Annotated in this window: 19 protein-coding genes; 16 read left to right on the top strand and 3 right to left on the bottom strand. The window is 63.5% G+C overall.

The features are described from left to right. The first annotated feature begins 2 nt into the window (after positions 1–2). Together IAE40_RS02855 and IAE40_RS02850 are read left to right on the top strand one after the other, a co-directional pair. Complete coding sequence (locus tag IAE40_RS02855; protein ID WP_200602618.1) at positions 3–1646, top strand: ABC transporter ATP-binding protein; 1644 nt, start codon at positions 3–5, stop codon at positions 1644–1646. After that, on the top strand, positions 1643–2344 hold the full coding sequence (locus IAE40_RS02850; protein WP_200602617.1) for an NAD(P)H-dependent oxidoreductase: 702 nt from the start codon (positions 1643–1645) through the stop codon (positions 2342–2344). Before IAE40_RS02855 ends, IAE40_RS02850 begins: the two co-directional genes overlap by 4 nt. Positions 2345–2383: 39 nt before the next feature. Here IAE40_RS02850 and mrdA read toward each other — a convergent pair whose 3' ends face one another. Beyond that, positions 2384–4279, bottom strand: coding sequence for a penicillin-binding protein 2 (gene mrdA, locus IAE40_RS02845; RefSeq protein ID WP_200602616.1), 1896 nt, complete (start codon positions 4277–4279; stop codon positions 2384–2386). A 298-nt stretch (positions 4280–4577) separates the two neighbouring features. On the opposite strand from mrdA, the gene IAE40_RS02840 reads away from it, so the two are divergent. From IAE40_RS02840 to IAE40_RS02790, 11 genes are all read left to right on the top strand, one after another. Then, entirely contained in the window at positions 4578–6431 is a 1854-nt protein-coding gene (locus tag IAE40_RS02840) for an ABC transporter ATP-binding protein (protein ID WP_200602615.1), read from the top strand. Positions 6432–6593: 162 nt separating this feature from the next. Beyond that, complete coding sequence (locus IAE40_RS02835; protein ID WP_442797137.1) at positions 6594–7073, top strand: DUF3455 domain-containing protein; 480 nt, start codon at positions 6594–6596, stop codon at positions 7071–7073. A gap of 243 nt (positions 7074–7316) precedes the next feature. Continuing rightward, positions 7317–7856 carry a sigma-70 family RNA polymerase sigma factor gene (locus tag IAE40_RS02830; protein WP_200602613.1) on the top strand — a complete coding sequence of 180 codons (540 nt, stop codon included), beginning with the start codon at positions 7317–7319 and terminating at the stop codon, positions 7854–7856. Continuing rightward, entirely contained in the window at positions 7853–8560 is a 708-nt protein-coding gene (locus tag IAE40_RS02825) for an anti-sigma factor (RefSeq protein WP_153773924.1), read from the top strand. Before IAE40_RS02830 ends, IAE40_RS02825 begins: the two co-directional genes overlap by 4 nt. A gap of 179 nt (positions 8561–8739) precedes the next feature. Next, a complete protein-coding gene (pstS, locus tag IAE40_RS02820; protein WP_186665237.1) occupies positions 8740–9768 on the top strand; it encodes a phosphate ABC transporter substrate-binding protein PstS in 1029 nt (342 codons plus the stop codon). 71 nt (positions 9769–9839) lie between these two features. Further along, positions 9840–10805: a phosphate ABC transporter permease subunit PstC gene (gene pstC, locus IAE40_RS02815; protein WP_054894154.1), complete on the top strand. Its 966-nt coding sequence runs from the start codon at positions 9840–9842 to the stop codon at positions 10803–10805. Continuing rightward, positions 10805–11698 carry a phosphate ABC transporter permease PstA gene (pstA, locus tag IAE40_RS02810; RefSeq protein ID WP_200602612.1) on the top strand — a complete coding sequence of 298 codons (894 nt, stop codon included), beginning with the start codon at positions 10805–10807 and terminating at the stop codon, positions 11696–11698. The genes pstC and pstA overlap by 1 nt, the downstream gene beginning before the upstream one ends. A 74-nt stretch (positions 11699–11772) precedes the next feature. Beyond that, complete coding sequence (gene pstB / locus IAE40_RS02805; RefSeq protein WP_054894178.1) at positions 11773–12534, top strand: phosphate ABC transporter ATP-binding protein PstB; 762 nt, start codon at positions 11773–11775, stop codon at positions 12532–12534. 97 nt (positions 12535–12631) lie between these two features. Further along, entirely contained in the window at positions 12632–13330 is a 699-nt protein-coding gene (locus IAE40_RS02800; protein WP_054894156.1) for a hypothetical protein, read from the top strand. Then, on the top strand, positions 13330–13950 hold the full coding sequence (locus IAE40_RS02795) for a hypothetical protein (RefSeq protein ID WP_407682521.1): 621 nt from the start codon (positions 13330–13332) through the stop codon (positions 13948–13950). The genes IAE40_RS02800 and IAE40_RS02795 overlap by 1 nt, the downstream gene beginning before the upstream one ends. Positions 13951–14103: 153 nt before the next feature. Continuing rightward, entirely contained in the window at positions 14104–14907 is an 804-nt protein-coding gene (locus IAE40_RS02790; protein WP_200602611.1) for a helix-turn-helix domain-containing protein, read from the top strand. 54 nt (positions 14908–14961) lie between these two features. On the opposite strand, the gene IAE40_RS02785 is transcribed toward IAE40_RS02790, so the two are convergent. Further along, positions 14962–16332 (bottom strand): APC family permease, encoded by a 1371-nt coding sequence (locus tag IAE40_RS02785; protein ID WP_200602610.1) that lies wholly within the window; start codon positions 16330–16332, stop codon positions 14962–14964. 372 nt (positions 16333–16704) lie between these two features. Here IAE40_RS02785 and IAE40_RS02780 point away from each other — a divergent pair, with 372 nt between their 5' ends. Both IAE40_RS02780 and IAE40_RS02775 read left to right on the top strand, forming a co-directional pair. Continuing rightward, positions 16705–18087, top strand: a complete 1383-nt coding sequence (locus IAE40_RS02780) for an aspartate aminotransferase family protein (RefSeq protein ID WP_153773920.1) — start codon at positions 16705–16707, stop codon at positions 18085–18087. A gap of 104 nt (positions 18088–18191) precedes the next feature. Further along, positions 18192–19622, top strand: a complete 1431-nt coding sequence (locus IAE40_RS02775) for an aldehyde dehydrogenase (RefSeq protein ID WP_234465054.1) — start codon at positions 18192–18194, stop codon at positions 19620–19622. 15 nt (positions 19623–19637) lie between these two features. On the opposite strand, the gene IAE40_RS02770 is transcribed toward IAE40_RS02775, so the two are convergent. Next, positions 19638–20774, bottom strand: coding sequence for an MFS transporter (locus IAE40_RS02770; RefSeq protein ID WP_153773918.1), 1137 nt, complete (start codon positions 20772–20774; stop codon positions 19638–19640). A 288-nt stretch (positions 20775–21062) separates the two neighbouring features. On the opposite strand from IAE40_RS02770, the gene IAE40_RS02765 reads away from it, so the two are divergent. After that, the gene (locus IAE40_RS02765) at positions 21063–22046 is read left to right on the top strand and encodes a DUF1852 domain-containing protein (RefSeq protein ID WP_200602608.1); all 984 of its coding nucleotides are present in this window, start codon (positions 21063–21065) and stop codon (positions 22044–22046) included. Positions 22047–22064: the final 18 nt, after the last annotated feature.

Raw genomic sequence — 22064 nt, 5'->3', positions numbered from 1 at the left:
GCATGAAACCACTACTGCAAATCCGCGACCTGCATATCGAAGGTCACTCCGACGACGCCTGGCACCCGCTGGTCAAGGGCATCGACCTGACCCTGCAGCGCGGTGAGGTGCTGGGCTTGATCGGCGAGTCGGGGGCCGGCAAGTCGACCCTTGGCCTGGCCGCGATGGGTTACGTGCGCGACGGCTGCCGCATCGCCCGTGGCTCGGTGTGCTTCGATGGCCAGGAACTGGTCGGCGCGGCTCCCGAGGTGCTGCGCAAGCTGCGCGGCCTGCGGGTGGCCTACGTGGCGCAGAGTGCCGCAGCGTCGTTCAACCCGGCGCATCGGTTGATCGACCAGCATGTGGAAACCGCCGTGGTCAACGGCGGTATCGACCGCGCCACTGCCGAGGCCGAGGCGGTCGAGCTGTACCGCGTGCTGCGCCTGCCGGACCCGGAGAACATCGGTCGACGCTACCCGCACCAGGTGTCTGGCGGCCAACTGCAGCGGGTGATGACCGCCATGGCCATGGCCTGCCACCCGGACTTGATCGTGTTCGACGAGCCGACCACTGCGCTCGACGTGACCACCCAGATCGAGGTGATTGCCGCCATTCGCGATGCGGTCAAGCGCTTCGGCAGCGCGGCGCTGTACATCAGCCACGACCTGGCCCTGGTGGCGCAGATCGCCGACCGCATCATGGTGCTGCGTCACGGCAGCCTGGTCGAGGAGGCTGCCACCCGCACCATGCTCGGCGCCCCGAGCCAGGACTACACCCGTTCGCTGTGGGCGGTGCGCAGCTTCCATACCGAACCCAAGCCCAGCCAGGCGCAGGACCGGCCACTGCTCGAGGTGCGCAATGCCTCGGCCAGCTACGGCGCCCAGCCGGTGCTGCACGATGTGTCGCTCAAGCTGCAGCGCGGCCAGACGCTGGCGGTGATTGGCGAGTCCGGCAGCGGCAAGAGCACCACTGCGCGGCTGATTACCGGGCTCCTGCAACCGAGCAGTGGTCAGGTGCTGTACGACGGTGAAGCCTTGCCGGCCGACTACCGGCGGCGCAGCAAGGAACAGTTGCGACGCATCCAGATGATCTACCAGATCCCCGACACCGCGCTCAATCCACGCCAGCGCATCGTCGACATCATCGGTCGCCCACTGGCGTTCTACCTGGGGCTCAAGGGCAGGGCGCTGCGCGAGCGGGTCGCCGAGCTGCTGGAGATGATCGAGCTGGACCCTGCCAGGTTCATGGAGCGCCAGCCCCGCGAACTGTCCGGCGGGCAGAAACAGCGAGTGTGCATCGCCCGCGCCCTGGCCGCCGAGCCGCAACTGATCATCTGCGACGAGGTGACCTCGGCCCTCGATCAGCTGGTGGCCGAAGGCGTGCTCAAGCTGCTCGACCGCATCCAGCGCCAGCTGGGCGTGGCCTACCTGTTCATCACCCACGATGTGGCCACCGTGCGCGCCATCGCCGACGAGGTGATGGTGATGCAGCGGGGCAGGGTGGTGGACCAGGGGCGGCGCGAGTCGATCTTCACCCCGCCTTATCAGGATTACACCGGGCTGCTGTTCTCTTCCGAACCGCAGATGGACCCGGACTGGCTCGACGGCCTGCTGGCCGGTCGCGCCGCTGCCACTACCCAGCCAATTGCCGAAGGACAGCTCCCATGAACGTACTGATCGTCCACGCCCACCCTGAACCGCATTCCTTCACCGCCGCCTTGCGCGACCAGGCGCAGCAGACCTTCGAGGCCCAGGGGCACCAGGTACAGGTCAGCGACCTGTACGCCATGGGCTGGAACCCGGTGGCCAGCGCCGAGGATTTCAGCACCCGTGAGAACCCCGAGTACCTGGTCTATGCGCTGGAACAGCGCCTGGGGGTCAAGAGCGGCTCCATCGCCGCGGATATCCAGCAGGAGCTGGACAAGCTGCTGTGGGCCGATCTGCTGGTGCTGAACTTCCCGATCTTCTGGTTCTCCGCCCCGGCCATGCTCAAGGGCTGGATCGACCGGGTACTGGTGTCGGGGGTGTGCTATGGCGGCAAGCGTTTCTACGACCAGGGTGGCCTGGCGGGCAAGAAGGCGCTGGTGACCGTGACCCTGGGCGGGCGTGAGCACATGTTCGGCGAGGGCGCGATCCACGGGCCGCTGGAGGACATGCTGCGGCCGATCCTGCGCGGCACCCTGGCCTATGTCGGTTTCGAGGTGCTGGCGCCGTTCGTGGCTTGGCACGTGCCCTATATCAGCGACGAGGCGCGGGGTGAGTTCCTGGTGCAGTATCGTCAGCGTCTGGAACAGCTTTCGGATGACCAGCCACTGGTGTTCCCGCGTCTGGAGCAGTTCGACGAGGCACTGTATCCGTTGCGGTGATGGGGGAACCCGCGTCCACAGGAGGCGGGCAACCTGGCGTCAGCCGTGCGGTACCGCGCCCTTGCCCGCGCTCCCGGCGTACTGCTCCTTCAGGTGCCCCTGGTCATCCAACAACCAGGCATCCATGATCTCGCGCACCACAGGCCCGGCCACGCGGCCGCCAGCCTCGCCGTTCTCGATCATCACCGCCACCACGATGGACGGATGCTCGGCGGGCGCGAAACCCACGAACAGGGCGTTGTCGCGGTGCCGCTCGAGGGTCTTGTCGCGGTTGTAGCGCTCGCCCTGGCGGATCGCCACGACCTGCGCGGTACCGCTCTTGCCGGCAATCCGGTACTGCGCGCCGGCGGCGGCCGCACGGGCGATGCCGCGCGGATCGTGCATGACCATCTGCATGCCCTGGCTGACCTGGTCCCAGGCGCGTTTGTCATGCAGCACGATGTCGGGCATCGGGTTCGGGTCGACCGGGTGCTCGCCACCCACGGTCATGGCCAGGTGCGGACGGTGCCACACCCCCTTGCTGGCCAGCAGGCTGGTGGCCTGCGCCAGTTGCAGCGGAGTGACCTGCATGTACCCTTGGCCGATGCCGAGGATCAGGGTTTCGCCGGGGAACCAGGCCTGGCGGCGGGTGGCGCGTTTCCATTGTGCAGACGGCATCAGGCCGGGCGCTTCCTCGAACATGTCCAGCGAGACCTTCTGGCCCAGGCCGAACTCGGCCATGTAGTCGTGCAGGCGGTCGATGCCCAGCTTGTGCGCCAGGTCGTAGAAGTAGGTGTCGTTGGAACGCATGATGGCGGTGTACATGTCCACCCAGCCATCGCCGCTGCGGTTCCAGTTGCGGTACTTGTGGTCGTAGTTGGGTAGCTCGTAGTAGCCGGGGTCGAACACGCGGCTACCTGGGTTGATCACGCCGCTGTCCAGGCCGGCGATGGCCACTTCCGGCTTGACCGTCGAGCCTGGCGCATACAGCCCGCGCAGCACGCGGTTGAACAGCGGACGGTCGATCGAGTCGCGCAGCGCGGCGTATTGCTTGAAGCTGATGCCCTTGACGAACAGGTTGGGGTCGAAGCTGGGGTTGCTGACCATCGCCAGCACGTCGCCCGTGGCTGGATCCAGCGCCACCACCGCGCCGCGGCGATCGCCCAGGGCCTTCTCGGCGGCTTGCTGCAGTTTGGCGTCCAGGCTCAGGACGATATCCTTGCCCGGCACCGGATCGTGATGGCGCAGCACGCGCATGACCCGCCCCTGGGCATTGGTCTCGACTTCCTCATACCCCACATGGCCGTGCAGTTCGTTTTCGTAGAAGCGCTCGACGCCGGTCTTGCCGATCGACTGGGTGCCGCGGTACTCGGTGCTGTCGAGGGTCTTGGCTTCCTTTTCGTTGATCCGTCCGACGTAGCCGACCGAATGGGCAAAGTGCTCGGCCAGCGGGTATTCGCGAATGAACTGCGGTTCGACGTCCAGGCCGGGCAGGCGGAACTGATTGACCGCGATCAGCGCGATCTGCTCTTCGCTCAGGCCGAACATCAGGGTGACCGGTTCGAACGGCTTGCGGCCACGGCGCAGGTCTTTGTCGAACTGGGCGCGGTCGTCGTCGGAGAGGTTCAGGATCTTGGCCAGGGCATCGAGCACGGCGGGGGTCTGGCCGTTGGTGCGCTCGCGGGTCATGTTGAGGTTGAAGCTGGGCTTGTTGTCGGCCAGCACCACGCCGTTACGGTCGTAGATCAACCCGCGTTCGGGGGCGATGGGCAGCACGTGCACGCGGTTGTTCTCCGAGACCGCCGATTGCTGGTCGTGCTGCAGCACCTGCAAGACGTACAGCCTGCCGATCAGCACGGCAACCAGGCCCAGGGTCAGCGCGGCGCAGACCAGCAGCCGGCGGTTGACCAGGTGCTTTTCCTTTTCGTGGTCCTTGAGGGGAATCGGCTGTGGCATGGGGGCTCGGTAAAGTGATGACGAGTGAAGGCGAGGGCTGGCCCGCAGTGGGCCGTCTGCGGCCCCAAGGGCCGGGGATGCTACGCAAGCTCGGCGGTCGGCTCAAGGTCGGTCACGGCCAGCGAACAGCGTGACGTGCCGCCCACCCCGGTAGCAGCGCGCTGGCGTGGAAAATGAAAATTCCTTCATCTGACCGCTGGCGCCCGGTCGCCGGCTGCGCACCACTGTCGATGTCAATTTCCGCCACCTGTCGTCATGAACTGCCACAATCTCTTGTTTGGCTTATTCGGAGACTTCCATGCTGCGCATATTCGAGCGTTGGCTAGACCCCTTCCCACCCGACGAAGCCCCACCACCGCCCATGGGCCTGGCACGGTTCATGTGGGCCTGCACGCGCGGTGCCCGCGGCTATATCGTGGCGCTGGCGCTGCTCAGCGCGGCAGTGTCGATCTACGAGGCCTGGCTGTTCGCCTTCCTCGGCCAGGTGGTGGACCTGCTTTCGACCTGGAAAGTGGGCGATGCGGTGACCGCCGAGGAAGCGAGGGTGCTGTGGGGCGCGGGGGCCGTGCTGCTGGTCAGTATCGGCCTGGTGGCGGGGCGCACGCTGGTGCAGCATCAGGTGCTGGCGATCAACCTGCCGCTGCGCCTGCGTTGGGATTTCCATCGCCTGATGCTGCGCCAGAGCTTGTCGTTCTTCTCCGACGAGTTCTCTGGCCGGGTCACCACCAAGGTGATGCAGACGGCGCTGGCGGTGCGTGAGGTGCTGTTCACCCTGATCGAGATCCTGCCCGGTATCGGCGTGTACTTCGTGGCGATCATTGCCCTGGCCGGCGGTTTCGCGCTCAAGCTGATGTTGCCGTTCATTGCCTGGGTGGTGCTGTTCGGCCTGACCATGGTGTATTTCGTCCCGCGCCTGGGAAAGGTCGGCCAGGAACAGGCCCATGCCCGCTCGTCGATGACAGGGCGGGTTTCGGATGCCTACACCAACATCACCACGGTGAAACTGTTTTCCCACTCCCGGCGCGAGGCGCACTTCGCCCGTGCAGCGATGGAAGATTTCAAGCAGACCGGCTTTCGCCAGATGCGCCTGGTCAGCCTGTTCGAGATCGCCAACCAGGCGCTGGTGGTCGGCCTGATCATGGGCGCGGGAGGTTACGCCCTGTGGCTGTGGCACCAGGGCGAAGTGGGCGCCGGCGCAGTGGCGGCGATCACTGCCATGGCACTGCGCGTCAATGGTATGTCGCACTGGATCATGTGGCAGATGACCTCGCTGTTCGAGAACATCGGCACCGTGCAGGACGGGATGGTGACCCTGACCACCGGTCCCAAGGTCCAGGATGTGCCGAACGCGGGAGAGCTGGTGACCCACGGCGGGGCGGTGAGCTTCGATAATGTGCGTTTCAACTATAACGGCGAGCGCCAGGTGCTCGATGGCCTGAGCCTTGAGATTCGCCCCGGCGAGAAGATCGGCCTGGTCGGCCGCTCCGGTGCGGGCAAGTCGACGCTGATCAACCTGCTGCTGCGTTTCTATGACGTGGACAGTGGCGAGATCCGCATCGATGGGCAGAACATCGCCCAGGTCACCCAGGACAGCCTGCGCAGCGCGATCGGCATGGTCACCCAGGACACCTCGCTGTTGCACCGTTCGATTCGCGACAACATCGCCTACGGTCGCCCCGAGGCGAGCGAGGCGCAGATCCGTCGTGCTGCCGCCAGTGCCCAGGCCGATGGCTTCATCAGCCAGTTGAGCGACCGCCAAGGGCACACCGGCTACGACACCTTGGTCGGCGAGCGTGGCATCAAGCTGTCCGGTGGCCAGCGTCAGCGCATCGCGATTGCGCGGGTGATGCTCAAGAATGCCCCGATCCTGCTGCTCGACGAGGCCACCAGTGCGTTGGACTCGGAGGTCGAGGTCGCCATCCAGGAAAGCCTCGATGACATGATGCAGGGCAAGACGGTGATCGCCATCGCTCACCGGTTGTCCACCATCGCGGCGATGGACAGGCTCATCGTGATGGATGAAGGGCGCATCATCGAGCAGGGCACCCACGCTGAACTGCTGGCCAGAAACGGCACCTATGCGCGGTTGTGGCAGCATCAGAGCGGTGGCTTCCTGGGCGAGGATCAGGGCGTGATGGAGTCCACCGAATAGGCGTCCTGCGACCGTTCGTCGCCAGGATTGCCTGGTCTTGCATCCACAACGGCTGCTGGCGGGTACAGGAAGACAACAGTCATCGACTGTCCAACCGAGTGCCCACCAGGAGTCCATCCCATGAAAACCCCGTTTGCCTCGATCCTGCTCGTATCGAGCTTCATGCTCGCGCAACAGGCTGCCCATGCTGCGGTGCCCGATGCCATCAAGGTGCCCGCAGGCCACGCGGTCATGCTCGAAACCGTCGGCGTCGGTGAAATCACCTACGAGTGCCGTGACAAGAGCAATGCGCCGGGCGAGACCGAGTGGTTCTTCGTCGGTCCCAAGGCGACCCTCAGCGACCGCAGTGGCAAGGCTGTCGGCGACTACTTTGGCCCGCCCGCCACCTGGCAGGCCAAGGACGGCTCGAAAGTCACCGGCACCCAGCTTGCCGTGGCCCCTGCGGGCAAAGGCGATCTGCCTTACCAACTGGTCAAGGCGAATCCGGCCGAGGGTAAAGGGGCAATGCACGGGGTCAGCTACATCCAGCGCCTCGCCACCCAGGGCGGTGTGGCGCCGGCAATGGCCTGTACAGCGCAGAACAAGGGGGCGCAGCAGATCGTCAAGTACCAGGCCGACTACATCTTCTGGTCTGCCAAATGATGGGCGGTTGAACTGACGCTTGGCAATGGATCATCTACGCTGCTCTAGGGGCTGTATGAAAAGCCTTGAGACGAAGGTCAGGCAAGGCGAAAACAGCCGAGGAAGCGGAGTTTACGGATTGTAAATGAGCATTCCGAGGCTGTTTTCAACGCAGCATCACCGAGTATCAAGGTTTTTCATACAGAACCTACAAGCCCCGGCCGCAAGGCCGGGGCTGAGCGCCGACACAGGACCGTGCCGAGAGTGAATTCATCCCTTACGCCTTTCGATTTCCAGGGTTGCCTTGCCGCTTGCGCGCGGGGTGACCGCAGCGCCTTGCAGGCGCTCTACGACCATGAAGGTTCGCGTTTGCTCGGGGTGGTGCGGCGCATCGTGCGCGATGACGCCATGGCCGAGGATATCGTCCACGACGCGTTCATTCGCATCTGGACGCGGGCGACCAGCTTCGATGCGACGCGAGGTTCGGCCCGGGGCTGGATCTACAGCATCAACCGCCACCTGGCCTTGAATGCCGTGCGCGACAGCCGACCGGAGACGGCGTTGGACGACGCGGACATCGCGACCTTGGTTGGGGAATTCGACGAGGGCGCCATCTGGTCAGGCTCCGCGAAGATCTATCGCTGCCTTGAGCAACTGCAGCCTGCACCGCAGCGGTGTGTCCTGCATGCCTATGTAGACGGCTGCAGCCACGCGGAAATCGCCAGCCTGATGGGGGCGCCGCTGGGTACGGTCAAGGCGTGGATCAAGCGAAGCCTCGAGGCGCTGCGGGAGTGCATGACATGACGCCGGGTTCAACCGATGACCCTACGCAACTGCTCGACGTGCTGGCGGGGGAGTATGTGTTGGGGACGCTGTCTGCCGAACAGCGCGCTGCGGTGCTTGCGCGACTGGACCGCGAGCCGGACTTGCGGGCGGCTGTCGACCGTTGGGAAGCGCGCCTGCTCGAGTTGACCAGGCTGGCTGAACCGCAACTGCCCAGTACGCGCCTGTGGCGGCGGATCGACCGCAGTATTTCGGAGCAGGCCCGACCGGTGCGTCCGACGAACCGATGGTGGAGTCGCCTGGGCCTGTGGCAAGGCGTGAGCGTCGCCGGTCTGGCGGCCACGGTGTTGCTGAGCCTGGCCCTGCTGACCACTCGGCCTGCGACGACCCACTACCTGGTGGTGCTGGTCGCGCCGACCGATCAGGTGCCCGGCTGGGTAGTGCAGGCCAGCGATGCGCAGACCATCGCGTTGATCCCGCTGGGTCGGGATCAGGTGCCCGAAGGGATGACCCTGCAATTCTGGACCAAGGGTGAGCAATGGCAGGCGCCAGTCTCCCTGGGCTTGGTCAAGCCTGGCGAGCAGTATCGCGTTCCGCTGCGCGACCTGCCGCCTCTTGAACCCAATCAGCTGTTCGAACTGACGCTGGAGAAGGCGGGCGGCTCACCCACGGGCCGGCCGACTGGCCCTGTGAAGTTCATCGGGCGTTCGGTGAAGGTCATTTGATTTTCAGTTGCTGGTGACTGCCGATGGAGACTAGTCACATTTAGTTACTACGAAATGGCATCAAATTGCCTTGTTGGCCCGATTCATGGGGGCTGAGCAGGTGGTTTGCCACCCAATGGTCACAAAGTTGTAATACAGCTGCTGCAAAGTGTTCCGGCCATCACACGGAGCGCTTTTCCATGATACGCCTGATGAAGTCTGCTGCACTCGCCGTTGCCGTTTCGCTTAGCGCCACTTCGGCCTTCGCCGCAGAAAACGTCCGCCTGACCGGTTCCGGCGCGAGCTTCCCTGCACCGATCTACCTGACCTGGTTCAAGGATTTCAGCAAGAAGACCGAAGGTGTCACCGTCGATTACCAGTCCAAGGGGAGTGGTGCCGGTGTCCAGGACTTCCTGAACAAGACCGTCGATTTCGCCGCCAGCGACTCGGCCATGAAAGACGAAGAAATTGCCAAGGTCGGCGAGGGCGTTCAGTTGCTGCCGATGACCGCGGGCGAGATCGTCCTGGCCTACAACCTGCCAGGCAACCCCAAGGGTCTGAAGCTGCCGCGCGACGTCTACTCCGACATCTTCCTGGGCAAGATCACCCAGTGGAACGATCCGAAGATCGCCGCCGCCAACCCTGAGCTGAAGCTGCCTGCCACCCCGATCACCGTGGTCGTGCGTGCAGACTCCAGCGGTACCACCGCCGTCTTCACCAAGCACCTGTCGGCCATCAACCCTGCCTTCAAGGAAGCGCTGGGCGAGGGCAACACCGTGAACTGGCCGGCTACCGACAAGTTCATCAAGTCGCCGAAGAACGATGGCGTGACCGCCACCGTACGCCAGACCCCGGGCGCCATCGGCTACATCGAATACGGCTTCGCCAAGCTGGCCAAGGTCGACTTCGCTGCCCTGCAGAACAAGGCTGGCCAGTATGTCGTACCGAACGCCGAAAGCGGTGCCGAAGCACTGGCTGCGGTGAAGATGCCGGAAAACCTGGTGGCCTGGCTGCCTGATCCGGACGGTGCCAAGTCCTACCCGATCACCTCCTACACCTGGATGATCTTCCGCAAGGACAACGGCAACCCCGCCAAGGCCAAGGCCATGCGCGACATGATCGAGTACAGCCTGACCGAAGGTCAGAAGATCGCCGACTCGATGGGCTACATCCCGCTGCCGCAGTCGGTTGTCGACCAGGTGCGCAAAGCGGCTCAGAACATCCAGTAAGACTGCCAGGTTGCGCCCGGCCTGCCTTGCAGGCATGCCGGGCGCCTCTGCCCCTGTCCCGGAAATAATCCATGAACACACCTTTTGCCATTCCGGATAACCCCGACTCTGCATGCCAGCCGCCGTCAACCAAGGATTTCCTGGTCGACCGTACGTTCCGTGCACTTGCACGTATCGGCGTGGTGCTGGTGCTGGCACTGGTCTTTGCGCTGGTCTACGAAGTAGGGCGCAAGGCGCTGCCGGGTATGGAAAAGCACGGATTCGATGTGCTCTTCGGCAGCGTGTGGGACGTTAACCAAGGCAAATACGGCATTCTGCCGGCGATCTGGGGCACGCTCTACAGCGCCCTGATTGCATTGCTGATCGCCGGTTTCTTCGGTGTCAGCATGGCGATTTTCCTCACCCAGGATTTCCTGCCCGCAAAACTCGCTGCGGTGTTCCGCACCATCGTCGAGCTGCTCGCCGCCATCCCCAGCGTCGTCTACGGCCTGTGGGGCATCTACGTGGTGATCCCGGCAATCCGTCCGCTGACCGCATGGTTGAACAGCGAACTGGGCTGGATTCCGTTCTTCGGTTCCTCCTTGAGCGGGCCCGGGCTGCTGCCTGCAGCGCTGGTGCTCGCCATCATGATTCTGCCCACCGTGGCCGCCGTGTCCCAGGATGCGCTGACCAGCGTGCCAATGAAGACCAAGCAGGCAGCCTACGGCATGGGCACCACCCACTGGGAAGCCATCCTCAAGGTGATGGTGCCGTCTGCCGCCACTGGCATCTTCGGCTCCCTGGTGCTCGGCCTGGGCCGTGCCCTTGGCGAGACCATGGCGCTGGCCATGCTGGTGGGCAACGCCAACACCATCACGCTTTCCCTGTTCGCCCCGGCCAACACGCTGGCGGCCTTGCTGGCCCTGAACTTCCCTGAAGCCGGGCCGAACGAGGTCGAGGTGCTGATGTACGCGGCGCTGGTACTGATGTTCATCACCCTGCTGGTGAACGTCATCGGATCGCTGATCATGCTCTACGCCCAGCGGGGTAATAAATAATGACCGACCTCACGACCCCTGCAACTGCATTGCCCAGCCTGCAGCGCCGGTTCGAAGGCCGCGCCCTGCGCAGCCTGACCCTGACCACGATGGTGTGGTGCGTGGCCCTGCTGGCCAGCGTGCCGCTGATTTCCGTGCTCTACATGCTGATCACCCGCGGCGGTGCCCGCCTGAGCCTGGAGGTGTTCACCGAGCTGCCGCCCACCGGCTTCGAGATGGGCGGTGGTTTCGGCAACGCCATGGCCGGTACCTTCGTCATGGTCGGTATCGCCGCTGCCATCGCGGTGCCGGTCGGCATCCTGGCGGCGATCTTCCTCGCTGAGCTCGGTCCGGACAGCAAGCTTGCCAACGCATCGCGCTTCGCCGCCAAGATGCTGACCGGCCTGCCGTCGATCCTGGCTGGCGTGTTCGCCTATGCCCTGGTGGTCATGACCACTGGCACATACTCCGCACCGGCGGGTGGTGTGGCGCTGGCAGTACTGATGCTGCCGATCGTCGTGCTGACCGCCGAAGAGGCGATGAAGATGGTGCCCAAGATCATGAAGGACGCCGCCTACGGCATGGGCTGTACCCGCACCCAGGTGATCTGGAAGATCATCCTGCCGACCGGCATGCCGGCCATCCTTACGGGCGTCATGCTGGCCGTGGCCCGCGCCGCTGGCGAAACCGCGCCGCTGCTGTTCACCGCATTGTTCAGCAACTACTGGATCTACCACGATGGCAGCCTGGCGGTGATGAACCCCACGGCCTCGCTGGCGGTACTGATCTACAACTTCTCCGGCATGCCTTTCGACAACCAGCTGGAGCTCGCCTGGGCGGCCTCGCTGGTACTGGTGATGATCGTGCTGGTCGTGAATATTCTCAGCCGTGTTTTCGGCAAGCCTAAGTATTGAGAACGGGAGCATCCAACTTGAACGTATCGACTGCGCAAAGAGCCGCTCCGTTGGTCAACCAGGCACCAGTGGTCATGGACTGCAAACTGGACAAGATTTTCTACGGCAACTTCATGGCGGTCCGCGACAGCCATGTACCGATCGAAAAGAACAAGATTACCGGTTTCATCGGCCCGTCCGGCTGCGGCAAGAGTACCGTGCTGCGTAGCCTCAACCGCATGAACGACCTGGTGAAGGGGTTCCGTTTCGAAGGCCACGTGCACTTCCTCGGCCAGGATGTCTATGGCAAGGGTGTGGACCCTGTGGTCGTGCGCCGCTACATCGGCATGGTGTTCCAGCAACCGAACCCGTTCTCGATGAGCATCTTCGACAACGTCGCGTTCGGCCTGCGCCTGAACCGCTACAAGGGCGACCTGGGCGACCGCGTCAAGCATGCCCTGCAAGGTGCAGCGCTGTGGGATGAGGTGAAGGACAAGCTCAAGGTCAGCGGCCTGTCGCTGTCCGGCGGGCAGCAGCAGCGCCTGTGCATCGCCCGTGCCATTGCCACCGAGCCGGAAGTGCTGCTGCTCGACGAACCCTGCTCGGCACTCGACCCGATCGCGACCCGGCGCGTCGAAGAGCTGATGGTGGAGCTCAAGAAGGACTACACCATCGCCCTGGTGACCCACAACATGCAGCAGGCGATCCGTGTTGCCGACACCACCGCGTTCTTCTCGGTGGACATCTCGCAAGGCTCGCGCACCGGCTACCTGGTCGAGATGGGTCCAACCACCCAGATCTTCCAGAACCCGCGCGAACAACTGACCAGTGACTACATCAGCGGCAAGTTCAGCTGATCGTTCACTCGACCGAAGCGGTTGGATGTCGCAGGCCAGGATGGCCGCTGCGACAGTCCGACCGCTTTTACTTTTTTAGTGTTTCCAGAGATTACTTATGCGTGCGACGCGTCGTCTTGACCTGTCAGCGGTAGAACGTGCACTGCGGGATGTGCAGCGGCGTTTCACCGAGCTCAGCAAGCACTTTACCGAACCGCGTGACCCGTTTACCGATGAGGTGCTGCAAAATGTGCTTGAAGGCTATGCCCTGATTGACGACTATGTCGCGCGGGGTATCGACCTGTTCGACCTGCAGCAGTTGAACCTGATGCTGGAGATCAACGCCACGGTGCTGTGTGGTAGCGATCCTGAACGTCGAGTGGAGTTCGCCCAGCACCTGATCGCCACCGAAGAACACTTCTTCAACAACGTCGAAGGCGGCATCAAGGACCTGTACAACTGGTATTGCTCGTATGGCAGCGATTCGGTGTGGAAACGCGCAGCAGGCGTGTATGTTCGCATCCTGAGCAAGCCGCAGCTGTTCATTGAAGGCAACAACCGCACGGGGTCGCTCATCGTCAGTTATCTGCTGATGCGCGCAGGGCTACCGCCGTTCGTACTGACGCTGGACAACGCCGAGGGCTATTTCAACCCATCCTCGGTCATACGCAACTCTGCCAAGCATGGTGTAAAGGCCTTGTACGAATTGCCCAAGATCAAGAAAAAGTATGCGGCGTTCCTGGAAGCGCAGTCGCCCGATCCGGAAAAATTCTTCCTGGGCGAAGCAGCAACGCCTGCCTACCGGGAGGTTCGCTGATGGGGCGCTACCCGATGCTCAAGCAATGGCGCGCCGGCAGCCGCCAGGCCTGGCAGGGCGTTACCCGGGCCTTCAGGCGCCCGCGGGTGCGTATCTCGTTCGACATCGACGACACGCTGGCTTGCCTGCCGCACCACAGCCCCGAAGAGCACAGCAAACTGCCGGGCTTCGTCCATCGTTGGCTGGGCGAGCCGCTGCGCATCGGCACCCGCGCGCTGATTCGCGATCTGCGCCGCCAGGGCTATAGCGTCTGGATCTATACCTCGTCCGGCCGCACACCTTCCTACATCCGTCGTTGGCTGTTGCTCTACGGCATCCGCGTCGATGGCGTGGTCAACAGCGACCGGCACCAGCACGTGCTGAACGTCAACGGTCTTGAAAACCCTCCCTCGAAGTTCCCGCCGGCATTCGACATCGATCTGCATGTCGATGATTCCGAAGGCGTGCGCATCGAAGGCGACGACCATGGTTTTCGCGTTGTCGTGGTCTGCCCCAAGGACAAGAACTGGGCGCAGAAGGTCATGGACGCTGCCGTCGAAGTCCAGGCAACCCTGGCCTGGCAGCAGCCGCTCAGGCATCAGGTGCCAGTCCAGTCATCCTCCGAGGCCCTGTTGTCCTGACAGTGCGCCAGCGTCTGGCCGGCGATCCCGACCCGCTCACCCCAACGGGTGATTCCCCGACGCACAAGCCCATGGCACCATCCGACCAGCGGAATTCCAGGGGTCACAGACGTGCAAATCGATCAGCTCTCATCAGTCCCATGGTTCGAGGCGATGGCGAAAGTCACCGCCGCCATCGGCGCCCAGGGTTTCGCAACGGCGCTGTTCGACGCGCTGGCCTTGGTCGGCCCGGTCAAGGCCAGCACGGTCTACCTCTACCCGCGCGAGGGCTTGCCATCGGCCTGGTCGGAATGCGACGGACCCGGCCCATGGCGGCCGGAAGGCAACGTACGGCGATACCTGTCCGGTTTCTACCTGCTCGATCCGTTCTACGACCAGTGCATGGAAAGGTCCGACTCAGGCTGCTATACACTGGCCGATGTTGCACCTGATCACTTCAAGCTCAGCGAGTACTACCTGGCGTTCTACCGGCACTCGCACCTGGAGGACGAGATCAACTACCTCCTGCAGCTGGACGAAAGCTTGAGCCTGGCGGTGTCCTTGGCCTTCACCGACGAACTCGACGAGGCGGCAAAGGCGCGGTTCAAGTGCATCAGCCCGTGGGTGCTGGCGGTACTGACCAAGCATTTCGAGGGGTACCAGGGCCGTGGCGGGCGCGAGGAGAAGGTCTGGGAGCAGCGTGTACATGCAGCCTTGAGCAATTTCGGGTCGTCCTTGCTGACCGAGCGCGAGTGCCGGATTGCCCAGCTCATCCTGCGCGGGCATTCGACGAAGTCGCTGGCCGAGCGTCTCAAGGTTTCCGAAGACACCATCAAGTCCCACCGCAAGCATGTCTACGCCAAGCTCGACATCGGCACGCAGTCCGAGCTGTTTTCGCTGTTCATCGATGCGCTGGCCAATGCCCATGGGGTGCTGGAGCGTGATCCGCTGGAAAGCTACATGAGCAAGCCACGCTGACGCGAAAACGCCGACGAGTCATCGTCGGCGTTGTCATTCAAGGTATGACGCTGGTCAATCGGCCATCTGCAACTCAGGCAGTTTCACCCGAAACGCGCGAGTAAGGCCGATCAGCAACACCAGGCCCAGCCCCATCCAGCACAGGCCGATGGTGAAGGACATGCTCGACAGGCTGGTCCACAGCCACAGCGTGCTGAGAAAACCCAACCCCGGGATCAGGCCATAACGCATGCAGTTTCCCGTGCCGCGCAGTTTCTGGTCAGCCAGGTAGTGCTTGACCACCGCCAGGTTGACCGCCGAGAAGGCGAACAGCGCGCCGAAGCTGATCATGTTGGCGACGGTGTCCAGGCTGATGAACAGCGCACTCAGCGAGACCAGGCCAACCACCAGGATTGCGAAGGCCGGGACGCGTTTTTTCGTCACCAGTTGGCCGAAGGCACGGGGCAGGGCGCCGTCACGGCCCATGGCGAACAGCACCCGCGACACACTGGCCTGGGAGGCCATTGCCGAGGCGAAGCAGCCTGCCACATAGGTGGCGGTAAAGGCGCTGGCCAGCAGGCGCCCGCCTGCGCTGTTCATCACCTCTACCGGGGCGGAGTCCGGGTTGGCGAAGCTGCTCCAGTCCGGGTGCACCAGTTGCGCGAAGTAGGACACCAGCAGAAACAGCAGGCCGCCGATCAGCGACACCGCCATGATTGCCCGCGGGATGCGCCGGGTCGGGTCGCTGGTTTCCTCGGCCATGGTCGAGACTGCGTCGAAGCCCACGAACGACAGGCACAGCACGGCAGCGCCGGCCATGATCGCCGAGGCGCTGAAACCTTCATGATAGAAGGGCGCGGTCAGCGATATCGGCTGCACTTGGGTAGACAGGCTGTTGATGGACAAGGCCACGAACACCACGATGAATACCAGCTGTGCGACTACCAGAATGCCGTTGACCCGCGTCACCGACTCGATGCCGATCAGGTTGAGGAAGGTCACCGCGCCGATGGCGCCCAGTACCCACACCCAGGCGTGGACCGTCGGGAAGTATTCCGACATGTAGATGCCGATCAGCAGGTAGCTGAGCAGTGGCAGGAAAATGTAGTCGAGCAGCAGCGTCCACCCCGCCATGAACCCTGCGTGGGCGCCGAAGGCTTTGCGCGTGTAGGTATAGACCGAGCCCGAGTAGGGATGCGCCTGGACCATGCGGCCGTAGCTGTAGGCGGTGAAGAGCATGGCGCCCAGGGTCAGCAGGTAGGCGGTTGGCAGGTGGCCCTTGGTGATCTGGGCGACCAGCCCGTAGGCGGAGAACACTGCCAGCGGCACCATGTAGGCGAGGCCGAAGAGCACCAGGGCGGTCATGCCCATGGATTTGCGAAAGCGGGTACTGGCAGCGCTCGTATGTGCCGTGGAATGCGCAGCGGTTGTGGTTGTTGTATGCATGGCTGACTCCGGGTGCAGGACGCCGCAGTATGCGAGCGAGCTCGATACTGTCGAGGGAGAGGGCGATTGGGCTGAAGGCGGGGCGAGGGCCCTTCGTTCAGGCGCTGTGGCTATCTCGAGGGCGGGAGCGAGTGCGACGTGAGGTGATGAAGCGTGCGTTCATGGCGTTGTTCTCTTTATTGACCTGGCACGAAAGGTAAGGCCGCATCTGGGGGCCTTGGCGCATGCTCCCATAGCCGATTCGTCTTCGAAATCACCCGTTGGGGTGAGCCGCTGACTGGGCTGGAGACCTCACCCCAACGGGTGATTTCACACCGCTGCTGGCTGCTGCAAGCTTCAGTGGCGTCTCCATACCAACAAGGAAAACCGCCCATGAACGCGCCTTTCGTACCCCAACGCCAGACCCGTGAATACCAGGCCGCCGATGCTGCACACCATATCCATGCCTTCCTCGACCAGAAGGCGCTCAACGCCGAAGGCCCACGGGTAATCGTCGGCGGTGAGCGGCTGCATCTGTGGGACAGCGATGGCAAGCGTTACCTGGACGGTATGTCGGGCCTGTGGTGCACCCAGCTCGGGTACGGGCGCAAGGACCTGACGGCCGCCGCGGCGGCGCAGATGGACCAGCTGGCGTACTACAACATGTTCTTCCACACCACCCATCCGGCGGTGATCGAGTTGTCCGAGCTGCTGTTCAGCCTGCTGCCGGGGCACTACAGCCACGCGATCTACACCAACTCCGGCTCCGAGGCCAACGAGGTGCTGATCCGTACCGTGCGCCGCTACTGGCAGGTGCTAGGCCAGCCGAACAAGAAGGTCATGATCGGCCGCTGGAACGGCTACCACGGCTCGACCCTGGCGGCCACGGCGCTGGGCGGAATGAAGTTCATGCACGAGATGGGCGGGCTGATTCCGGATGTGGCGCACATCGATGAGCCCTACTGGTATGCCGCCGGTGGCGAGCTGAGTCCGGCCGAGTTCGGTCGCCGCTGCGCCTTGCAGCTGGAAGAAAAAATCCTTGAGCTTGGGGCCGAGAATGTCGCCGGCTTCATCGCCGAGCCGTTCCAGGGCGCCGGCGGCATGATCTTCCCGCCAGAAAGCTACTGGCCGGAAATCCAGCGCATCTGCCGCCAGTACGACGTGCTGCTGTGCGCCGACGAGGTGATCGGCGGGTTCGGTCGTACCGGCGAATGGTTCGCCCACGAATACTTCGGTTTCGAGCCCGACACCCTGTCGATCGCCAAGGGCCTCACCTCGGGCTACGTGCCGATGGGCGGGCTGGTGCTGAGCAAGCGCATCGCCGAAGCACTGGTCGAGCGCGGCGGGGTATTCGCTCACGGCCTGACCTATTCCGGGCACCCGGTGGCCGCTGCGGTGGCGATTGCCAACCTCAAGGCCCTGCGTGACGAAGGCATCGTCCGCCAGGTGAAAGACGACACCGGGCCCTACCTGCAGCGCATCCTGCGCGAGGTGTTCGCCAACCATCCCCTGATTGGCCAGGTACAGGGCGCCGGGCTGGTGGCGGCACTGCAGTTCGCCGAAGACAAGGCCAGCCGCAAGCGCTACGCCAATGAGAACGAGCTGGCCTGGCAGTGTCGGACTTTCGGCTTCGAAGAGGGGGTGATCATTCGTTCGACCTTGGGGCGGATGATCATGGCGCCTGCGCTGGTGGCCAACCACAGCGAGCTGGACGAGCTGGTGGAGAAGACCCGCAAAGCGGTCGACCGCACCGCGCAGGCCCTGGGCAAGCTCTGAAGCGGCTGCGCTACCTTTCCTACCCACGGTTCCTGGAGCACAACGTGCACGATTCAACCTACTGGCGGCATCAAGCCGCCAACCTGACTTTTCGCGATCAAGCCATGATCGGCGGCCGCTTCGTGGCCGCCACAGGTGGCGCAACGTTCGATGCGATCAACCCTGCCACCAACCAGCTGCTGGCGCGGGTCGCCGCCTGTTCCGATGAGGACGTAGACCGTGCCGTGGCCAGTGCTCGGCAGGCGTTCGAGCAAGGCCCGTGGGCCCGGATGGCGCCGACCCAGCGCAAGCGTGTGATGCTGCGTCTGGCCGAGCTGATGCTTGTTCACCGCGAGGAACTGGCGCTGCTCGAGTCGCTGAACATGGGCAAGCCGGTGCTCGACGCCTACAACATCGATGTGCCGGGCGCCGCGCATGTCTTCGCCTGGTATGGCGAGTCGCTCGACAAACTCTACGACCAGGTTGCGCCCACTGCGGCCGAGGCCGTGGTCACCATCACCCGCGAACCGATCGGCGTGGTCGCAGCCGTGGTGCCGTGGAACTTCCCGCTGGACATGGCGGCCTGGAAACTGGCCCCGGCCTTGGCAGCCGGCAACAGCGTCGTGCTCAAGCCTGCCGAACAGTCGCCGCTTTCGGCGCTGCGCCTGGCCGAGCTTGCACTGGAGGCGGGCATTCCCGACGGGGTGTTGAACGTCGTGCCGGGGCTGGGCGAGATCGCCGGCAAGGCATTGGGCCTGCACCCCGATGTCGATTGCCTGGTATTCACCGGCTCCACCCAGGTGGGCAAGTACTTCATGCAGTACTCGGCGCAGTCGAACCTGAAACAGGTGTGGTTGGAGTGCGGTGGAAAAAGCCCGAACCTGGTGTTCGATGACTGCAAGGACCTGGACCTGGCCGCAGAGAAAGCCGCATTCGGCATCTTCTTCAACCAGGGTGAGGTCTGCTCGGCCAACTCGCGACTTTACGTGCAGCGCTCGATCCATGACGCGTTCATCGAGCGTCTGATCGCCAAGGCGCGCGAGTGGCAACCCGGTGATCCGCTCGATCCGGCCAGCCGCGCCGGCGCTATCGTCGATGCGCAGCAGACTTCGCAGATCATGGCCGCAATCGGCCGTGCACACGAGGAGGGGGCGTCTCTGGTGGCCGGTGGGCGTCAACTCAGCTTCAACGGCTCCAGCAACTTCATCGAACCGACGATTTTCACCCATGTCGACCCGCAGTCGTCGCTTTCGCGTGACGAGGTCTTCGGCCCGGTACTCGCAGTGACGGCCTTCGACACTGAAGAGGAGGCTATCCGCCTGGCTAACGACAGCCTCTATGGGTTGGCCGCGTCGGTCTGGAGCGACGACCTCAACCGCGTGCATCGGGTTGCCAGGCAGCTCAGGGCCGGCAGCGTTTCGGTCAACACCGTCGATGCGCTCGATGTGGTCGCCCCGTTCGGCGGCTACAAGCAGTCGGGCTTTGGGCGTGACCTGTCACTGCACGCGTTCGACAAGTACACCCAGTTGAAGACCACCTGGATCCAGCTGCGCTGATCTCGGGCGCAGCGTTCAATGCCGTGGCGGCCTGGCACAGTTCAGTGCCGCCACGGCGACCGCCAGCGCCGCCCCGGCGTAAGCCCAGATCGCTGGCACCTGCGGCAGCAGCACACCGGCCAGCATCGGCCCGAGCCCGGCGCCGATGTCGCGCCACACGGCATTGCTGGCCAGCGCCTGAATGCGCGCGTGCGGATTGCGCAGCGCGACGAGGGTCATCACCAGCGGCAACTGCAAGGCGCGCAGCACCAACACGAAGAAGGCGCCGATGAACAGCCAATGGCTGGCGAATACCAGCAGCGCCAGTGACGTGGCCAGCGACAGCACCACCAACATGCGCAGTGCGCCGAAGCGGTCTGCCAGGCGTCCGCCAAAGGGGCTGAAGAGCATCTCGCTCAGATAGCGCACCGCCATCAATACACCGGCCACCAGTACCCCCGACTCGCCCATATGGACTTGCGCATACAGCGAGAGGCCGAAGATGAACAGGCCGTCCAGCGTCACCCCCTCGATGAAGGACCAGGTGGCGATGCTGTCTGGCAGGCGCAGACGCCGACCGCTGCGCGCGGCAATGTCATGGCCGCCGCAAGGCAAGGCGCGGGCACGCCACAGGCCGCACAGGGCACTGACGCACAGTACGTAGAACACAGCGCGCGGGCCGTAGGCCTGGGCCATCAGCGCACCCAGCGGCAAGGCCAGCATGGGGCCGATGGCCAGGGTCGCCCGCGAGCGCCCGGCGCGGCGGGCTGCACCTTGTGCTTCGGCAGTGGCGAGCGTCTGGGTACTGAGGTTGAAGGTCGCAAAGCACAGCCCCCAGACCAGGCGCAGCACCAGCAGTGCGGCGAATCCGCCAAGGGTGGCGTTACCCAGTGCACACACCGCTGCGGCAAAGGCCGCCAGGCTGCACGCCGCACGATCGCCATGGCGTGCATAGAACCGCACCACCCAGCCATAGCCGATGATCCGTACCAGGCGATTGGCCGCCAGCAATACACCCGCCTCGACCAGGGTCACGCCGAAGTCCGAAGCGTACATGGGCAGTAGCAGATAGAGCAGTACGTCACTGGGCAGGCACAGGCCGAGTACCTGGGCGGCGTTGCGCGAATCTCGGTCGGCGCGCAGGGTTTGCGCCGGTACGGCAGCGGACGACATGACAGTCTCGTGGCAAAGGGCGGGGGTACGCAGCATAACCTCAAGGGTCATGCCGGTAACACCCGTGTCATGGCGTCGGGGAAGGCTGGCCGCCGTCCAGACCCCATTTAGCAAGCGCTCAGAACGATCATGAATAAAATTGCAGATCATCTCGAAAAAAATGAGTTTGTCTCAAGGTGCGATGATCCTGACAATCCCCCCATCGAATTTTCTCCCAGGGTAGGCAGCCGTTCGCTGCCCCGGTGAGGTGATGCAGGCCATCACCGCCCAACAGGATGTCAGAGACCGATGAACAACGAATTTACCTTTGCCATCAAACGCACGCGTTTCGATGAAGACTATTGCCCCGCGGAAAACACGCGTACCACGACGAACTTTGCCAACCTGGCCCGTGGGCGCAATCGCCAGGAAAACCTGCGCAACACCTTGAGCATGATCGACAACCGGTTCAATGCCTTGGCGCACTGGGACAATCCCGAGGGCGACCGCTACAGGCTTGAACTTGAAATCATTTCTGTCGAGATGACGATGGAAGGCCAGCAGGCCGATCACAGCCTTCCGCTGATCGAGTTGCTGAAGACGACGATCGTCGACCAGAAAACCAACGCGCGTATCGAGGGCATTGTTGGCAACAACTTCTCGTCCTACGTGCGCGATTATGATTTCAGCGTGCTGTTGCTCGGGCATAACAAGGGCCAGCCCGCTTTCAGTACTCCCGAGCACTTCGGCGAGTTGCATGGCAAGTTGTTCAAGTCTTTCGTGAACTCGAGTGCTTATAAAGCGCATTTTGCCAAGGCACCGGTGATCTGCTTGAGCGTGTCGAGCAGCAGGACCTATCGCCGCACGGACAACCAGCATCCGGTATTGGGCGTCGAGTACCAGCAGGATGCCTATTCGCTGACCGACGAATATTTCAAAAAAATGGGCCTGACGGTCCGCTACTTCATGCCGCCTGACAGCGTTGCGCCCTTGGCTTTCTACTTCGCCGGCGATCTGCTGGAGGACTACAGCCCTCTCGAGCTGATCAGCACCATCAGCACGATGGACACCTTCCAGAAGATCTATCGGCCGGAGATCTACAACGCGAACTCTTCGGCAGGCAAAGCCTACCGGCCAAGCCTCGAACATCAGGATTACTCACTGACGCGCATCGTCTACGACCGTGAAGAGCGCAGTCGGCTGGCGATCGAGCAGGGCAAGTTCGCCGAAGAACACTTCATCAAGCCGTACCAGGCGGTGCTTGAACAGTGGTCGTCCCAGTGCGCGCTCTGATTGAACAAAATGCATAAG

Origin of the sequence: Pseudomonas sp. S44 (assembly GCF_016624805.1) — a bacterium.
Taxonomy (GTDB): domain Bacteria; phylum Pseudomonadota; class Gammaproteobacteria; order Pseudomonadales; family Pseudomonadaceae; genus Aquipseudomonas; species Aquipseudomonas machongensis.
This window is presented reverse-complemented; position numbering and strand designations above follow the sequence as displayed.